The 4,490-nt window shown below is 34.5% G+C and carries 4 protein-coding genes; 2 read left to right on the top strand and 2 right to left on the bottom strand.

Annotated features, from left to right (window positions below; all coding sequences use genetic code 11):
* Nucleotides 1–525: 525 nt before the first annotated feature.
* Nucleotides 526–1,467, top strand: coding sequence for an integrase domain-containing protein (locus tag B7696_RS00240; RefSeq protein ID WP_084861485.1), 942 nt, complete (start codon nt 526–528; stop codon nt 1,465–1,467).
* A gap of 557 nt (nt 1,468–2,024) precedes the next feature.
* Here B7696_RS00240 and B7696_RS00235 read toward each other — a convergent pair.
* Together B7696_RS00235 and B7696_RS00230 are read right to left on the bottom strand one after the other, a co-directional pair.
* Nucleotides 2,025–3,041: a replication initiation protein gene (locus tag B7696_RS00235; protein ID WP_084861483.1), complete on the bottom strand. Its 1,017-nt coding sequence runs from the start codon at nt 3,039–3,041 to the stop codon at nt 2,025–2,027.
* A gap of 324 nt (nt 3,042–3,365) precedes the next feature.
* On the bottom strand, nt 3,366–3,611 hold the full coding sequence (locus B7696_RS00230) for a hypothetical protein (protein WP_084861480.1): 246 nt from the start codon (nt 3,609–3,611) through the stop codon (nt 3,366–3,368).
* Between the two features lie 121 nt (nt 3,612–3,732).
* Here B7696_RS00230 and B7696_RS00225 point away from each other — a divergent pair, with 121 nt between their 5' ends.
* Nucleotides 3,733–3,978, top strand: a complete 246-nt coding sequence (locus B7696_RS00225; RefSeq protein WP_084861478.1) for a helix-turn-helix transcriptional regulator — start codon at nt 3,733–3,735, stop codon at nt 3,976–3,978.
* Nucleotides 3,979–4,490: the final 512 nt, after the last annotated feature.

Below are 4,490 nucleotides of genomic sequence, written 5' to 3'. Positions count from 1 at the left end.
TTTTTTTTTTGCAATCTGATTTTTTTATTTTGGAAAAAATGGCATAATAGTATTGTAGAAAATTGATTGATGTGGAGTAACGAAAAACAAGGGGAAATAAGTAAAGAAAGCCTTCAAAACAAAGGCTTTTTGTAATGGTTCAAAAAGTAAAAAAATAAAAAACAGGAAAAATTAAAGCTATTACCAATTTAAAACTAAGAAAAAATAAGACTAAAAATAAATACTTTTAAAAAAAATAAGCAAATAAAAAATAAATACTTTAAAAAATTTAAGACACAAATAAAAAAGAAAGGAAAAAAGGAAAACTATATAAAAAAGAAATGTCGTTGTTTATATATCGATTTGTAGAAGAAGCTCGAACCCAGTCCCAGCTGTAAATGGGAGTCAAAGCATAGACTCAGAAAAGTTGCTCCAATGTCATGGCATAGACATTTGTAAAAAAGTTGCCATGCCACCTTCTTAGGTGGCGGTTATACCTGACCAGTTCTGACGCTGGCGTTACAAAATTCCATTAAGGAGGTCACTATGGACAATGTTAGAAAAGAGGGACGCTGGGCGAAGAAGCGTCGCCTTAGAAGAGAAGAAGAGGAAAGAGATAAAGAAGAAAAGGCGGAGTATCGCGATATAGGTCGCTTAAAAATACAGTCTATGTATAAGGCTGGTTTTGGGCGAAGTCGCGCCAGCGACAAGCTTAAAGGCATGACTTCTGATAAAATCTATTCAAAGTCAACTTTTGAGACTTACAAAAAACAATATCGCTACTTTTGCGACTATCTAAAGGAGCAAAAGCCTGAGGTAAAAACCATGGATCAAGCGAAGAACTCTGTAAATGATTATCTTCTTTATCTTATTGAAAAAAGAAAGTCAGCGTATTCTATCAATACGATAAAATCAGCGCTAGCAAAGGTTTTTGAAGCCCCAACAACTGACTTTATAAAGACTCCAGAGCGTACTCGTGCGAACATTGCACGGTCAAGATACGATGCCATCAGGGATAAAGACCTTTCCGCCAAAACGGAACAAAAATATGCTCGTTTTACTTCTGCTTTCGGTCTTAGAAGAGCTGAGATGGAGCAGATAACTGCTGAAGACCTTCTTTTCAAAGATGGTAAGTATTACCTCAATGTGACGAAAGGAACGAAGGGCGGTCGCCCTAGAGTTGCTGAAATAGTTGGAATTTCTGAAGCTGAAACAAAAGAAATTGTAGCTTGGATACAATCTAAAAAAGGGAAGCTTTTTCCTAAGCTACCCTCACACTATGACAACCACCATTATAGAGCGCTCTACGCAAAAAGGGTGTATAACAAATATGCCAGGGATGTGAACAAAATCCCTGCAAAGGAAAGATATGTAATGAGAAAAGATAGAGCTGGGGAGACTTTCGACAAGGCTGCGATGAAAATCGCCAGCAAATTCCTCGGTCATAACAGAATTTCAGTGATAGCGCAGAGCTATCTATACGATTAGAATATTAGTGATAATCTCACCTTTTTTAGGTGAGATTTTTTTGTATAATAAAGGTGCGTTCTAAGGAAGACATTTCGCCCGTCTTTTCAGGGTTTTCTTTGAGTTATTTGACTTTTTTGGGAAAAAAAGATATAATTCAAATAATCAAAACAATAAACCTACTTTCTTTTATTTTTTGATTACTAAAACACATACAAGTTGACCATAAAGCAAAATACTTTCAAGTATTTATTTCATAAAAAGGCAAGTTTGGGGAAACTTGTCTTTTTTTTTATGGTAAAAAAAATTACCCACTGGGGAAGTGGGTAACTAAAACACACTTACTGTTGTGCCTATTGTTTTTGGTTCAAGTCGTAGAATTTATGCACAAAATCTAGAACAAGACCGCCAACAACATGTGCTGCAACAGTTAACAAGAAGTTGACCATTTTGCATACCTCCTTGTATTTACTAACTCAGACGGCTTGCTACAGGCACCTTTATCATCAGTGACTCATCAGAGTCTATTAAATTATATCATAAAATACTCCAGCCCCTTAAACAGTTCCAGCTCTTTTCTATTTTTCGTCTAGGAAGTCATAGATGTCTGTTTGCCCTGGTACTACATCGGGCTCGCTAGGTTTATCTTTATCCAGTTTCCCTAGAAGTTCCCATTTTTTGGCTTCCAGATTAGCCCGTCCCTCTTCAATTTCTTTTTTCTTATCAGCGATTTCTGCTTGAGCTCCAGGAGTATCAAGCGTGCCGTTCAACTTGTGAAACTCGATTAGCTCGTCTATAATTTTTGGGTCTAACGGATTTTTGTAGTCAGACTTGCTCCACTTAGGCACATTGGTTTTCTTAGCAGCCTTTTTAGATGGCTTTTTAGGAGTGTTTTTAGGCTTGTCGTACTTATGCGGATCATAAGCCTCTGTTACTTCTTTTTTCCATGTAAATTCATAGCCCAAAACAGGATTTCCGCGTTTGTTTGACTTGATTTTTTTTACTTTTAAATCTACAAAATACGGAGAAAGTTGCTCTTTAATAGGTTTGATCACTGCTCTATCAATTTCACTAGACTTATAGCTAGAGGGCATGTCGAGTATCCTTTTTAGGTCATCTATAGCAAATTCTTTTTTCCCTACTGTCCTCCATTGTTTCAACAATCGATACATAGTTTTGGCATAGGTTGACCTAATACTAGTAAATTCTTCAAGTTCATATCGTGTAAATTGAGTTTCTAGTTTGTTTAGAATGTAATCAAAATTAGACGATACTTTAACCTCAACTATCCTTTTTTCTAAGTCTACCTCTAATAATTCAAACAGAGTCATAACTCTAAATTTTTTTTCAGATTGTTCAAAATAGGTTAATTGACCTATCTTTTTTACTGCTGATACTACAGTTTCTTCCCAACGATATTTTCGAGATGAACTTGCAAGTTGCTTTAGTTCATCTGTATCGAATACAAGTTTTTTCAATCCTTGTTCTTTAGCTTTTGTCAGTATCGCAAAAAAGAAGTTCATCTCTTCAGATGTCCATGTTCTCATGACTACTGTATTCAAATCGTTATGATATTTCACTACTTCGTTTCTCATTAAGAACCCTCCTATCTATTCTTAATTATACCATTTTTCTTTTTATATGTAAAGATATATTTGTTCTTTATAAATGCACTTTTCTACACCCATAAATGCACATTTCTACACCCATAAATGCACTTTTCTACACCCATAAATGCACATTTCTACACCCATAAAAGCTGAAACTCCTTGGCGCTCTAAGGCTCGTGGAGGTGCTAAATATATATTAAACATTTATTAAATATATAATAAAAAGGAGACTCACTTCGTTCGCTCCTCTATCCCCCCATTTATAAATCAATTTATTAGTTTAAATTACAACCTAATTAGTGCTATATACTACTCCAATCCATATCTTTTCATTAGTTCCTCTTTAGTAAAATAGTTCCCTTTCTCCATGTCTGCAACACATCTATCTACTTCCTCTTGAAGTTTATCAAAAAGCGCTTTTGAGTCTGAGCCTAGAAGGTGCTCTCTGACCTCTTCTAGAGGGATACACTCCCCTCTCTCATAGGCTTCCAATCCAGCTTGGATTTCAGCTTGCAACTCTAAAAAGATTCGTTCTTTTTCTTCTTCTTGATTCATAGGAAACCTCCGTTTTATGGATACATAAGACTTTGCTACTCATAGTATACCATGATTTAATTAAACAAATGGTATACTATGAGTAATCGAAGAAAAATTTGTGTGAAAAGAGGTGATAGTTATGCTAGACAAAAATAATTATCAAAACAATATAAAGCAATTTAGAGTTAGAGAGGGTTTGACGCAGGAAGAATTAGCTAAAAAAATAAATATTTCAAGGCAAATGATCGGTTTAATAGAAAATAATAAAACAATACCATCTGTAGAAATAGCTTTAAAATTATCCAAAGTTCTAAAAGAACCTGTAGAAAATCTTTTTTTTGAAAGGGCTTTACTATTTGTTGCTTTAATGATATTATGTTATTAAAATAAACAACAAAGGAGATTGCGTATGTGGGCTCTACCTGTTTTAATTGGTTTTGCGATCGGACAATTGTTAAGCCGATAATGTGTGAAGAGAGCTTGAGCTCTCTTTTTTCTTGCCGAAAATAGCGATAGCGTTCGGCAATCGCACGCATTCGTGCGACAAAGTGAAGGAAGAAACCCGCCCAAAGGGTTTCTGATGAACGATAAATGTTTACCCGTTAGTGGGATTTTTCGAAGAAAAACCGACGGGTAAACATTTATCTGCCACTTTAGTGGCTTATCAAAAAAATTGTGTAGCAGTAGATTTTTTATTTTTTTAATTTCTAATTTTTTTATTTTTTATTTTGGTCCATTTTAAGTAATAGATTTTAAGCATGAATCTATTGTTTTTTTATTGTTTTTGCTTTTGTAATTTCGTTTTTTTTTTTGCAATCTGATTTTTTTATTTTGGAAAAAATGGCATAATAGTATTGTAGAAAATTGATTGATGTGGAGTAACGAAAAACAAGGGGA

This window comes from Streptococcus mitis (genome assembly GCF_002096815.1).
Classification (GTDB): domain Bacteria; phylum Bacillota; class Bacilli; order Lactobacillales; family Streptococcaceae; genus Streptococcus; species Streptococcus mitis_AD.
The sequence above is the reverse complement of the archived record's forward strand: the minus strand, read 5'-3'. Positions and strand labels throughout refer to the sequence as shown.

Excerpts from the sequence above, each read along its gene's own strand:
- B7696_RS00240 (WP_084861485.1), top strand. The coding sequence starts at position 526 with ATGGACAATGTTAGAAAAGAGGGACGCTGGGCGAAGAAGCGTCGCCTT.
- B7696_RS00235 (WP_084861483.1), bottom strand. The coding sequence starts at position 3,041 with ATGAGAAACGAAGTAGTGAAATATCATAACGATTTGAATACAGTAGTC.
- B7696_RS00230 (WP_084861480.1), bottom strand. The coding sequence starts at position 3,611 with ATGAATCAAGAAGAAGAAAAAGAACGAATCTTTTTAGAGTTGCAAGCT.
- B7696_RS00225 (WP_084861478.1), top strand. The coding sequence starts at position 3,733 with ATGCTAGACAAAAATAATTATCAAAACAATATAAAGCAATTTAGAGTT.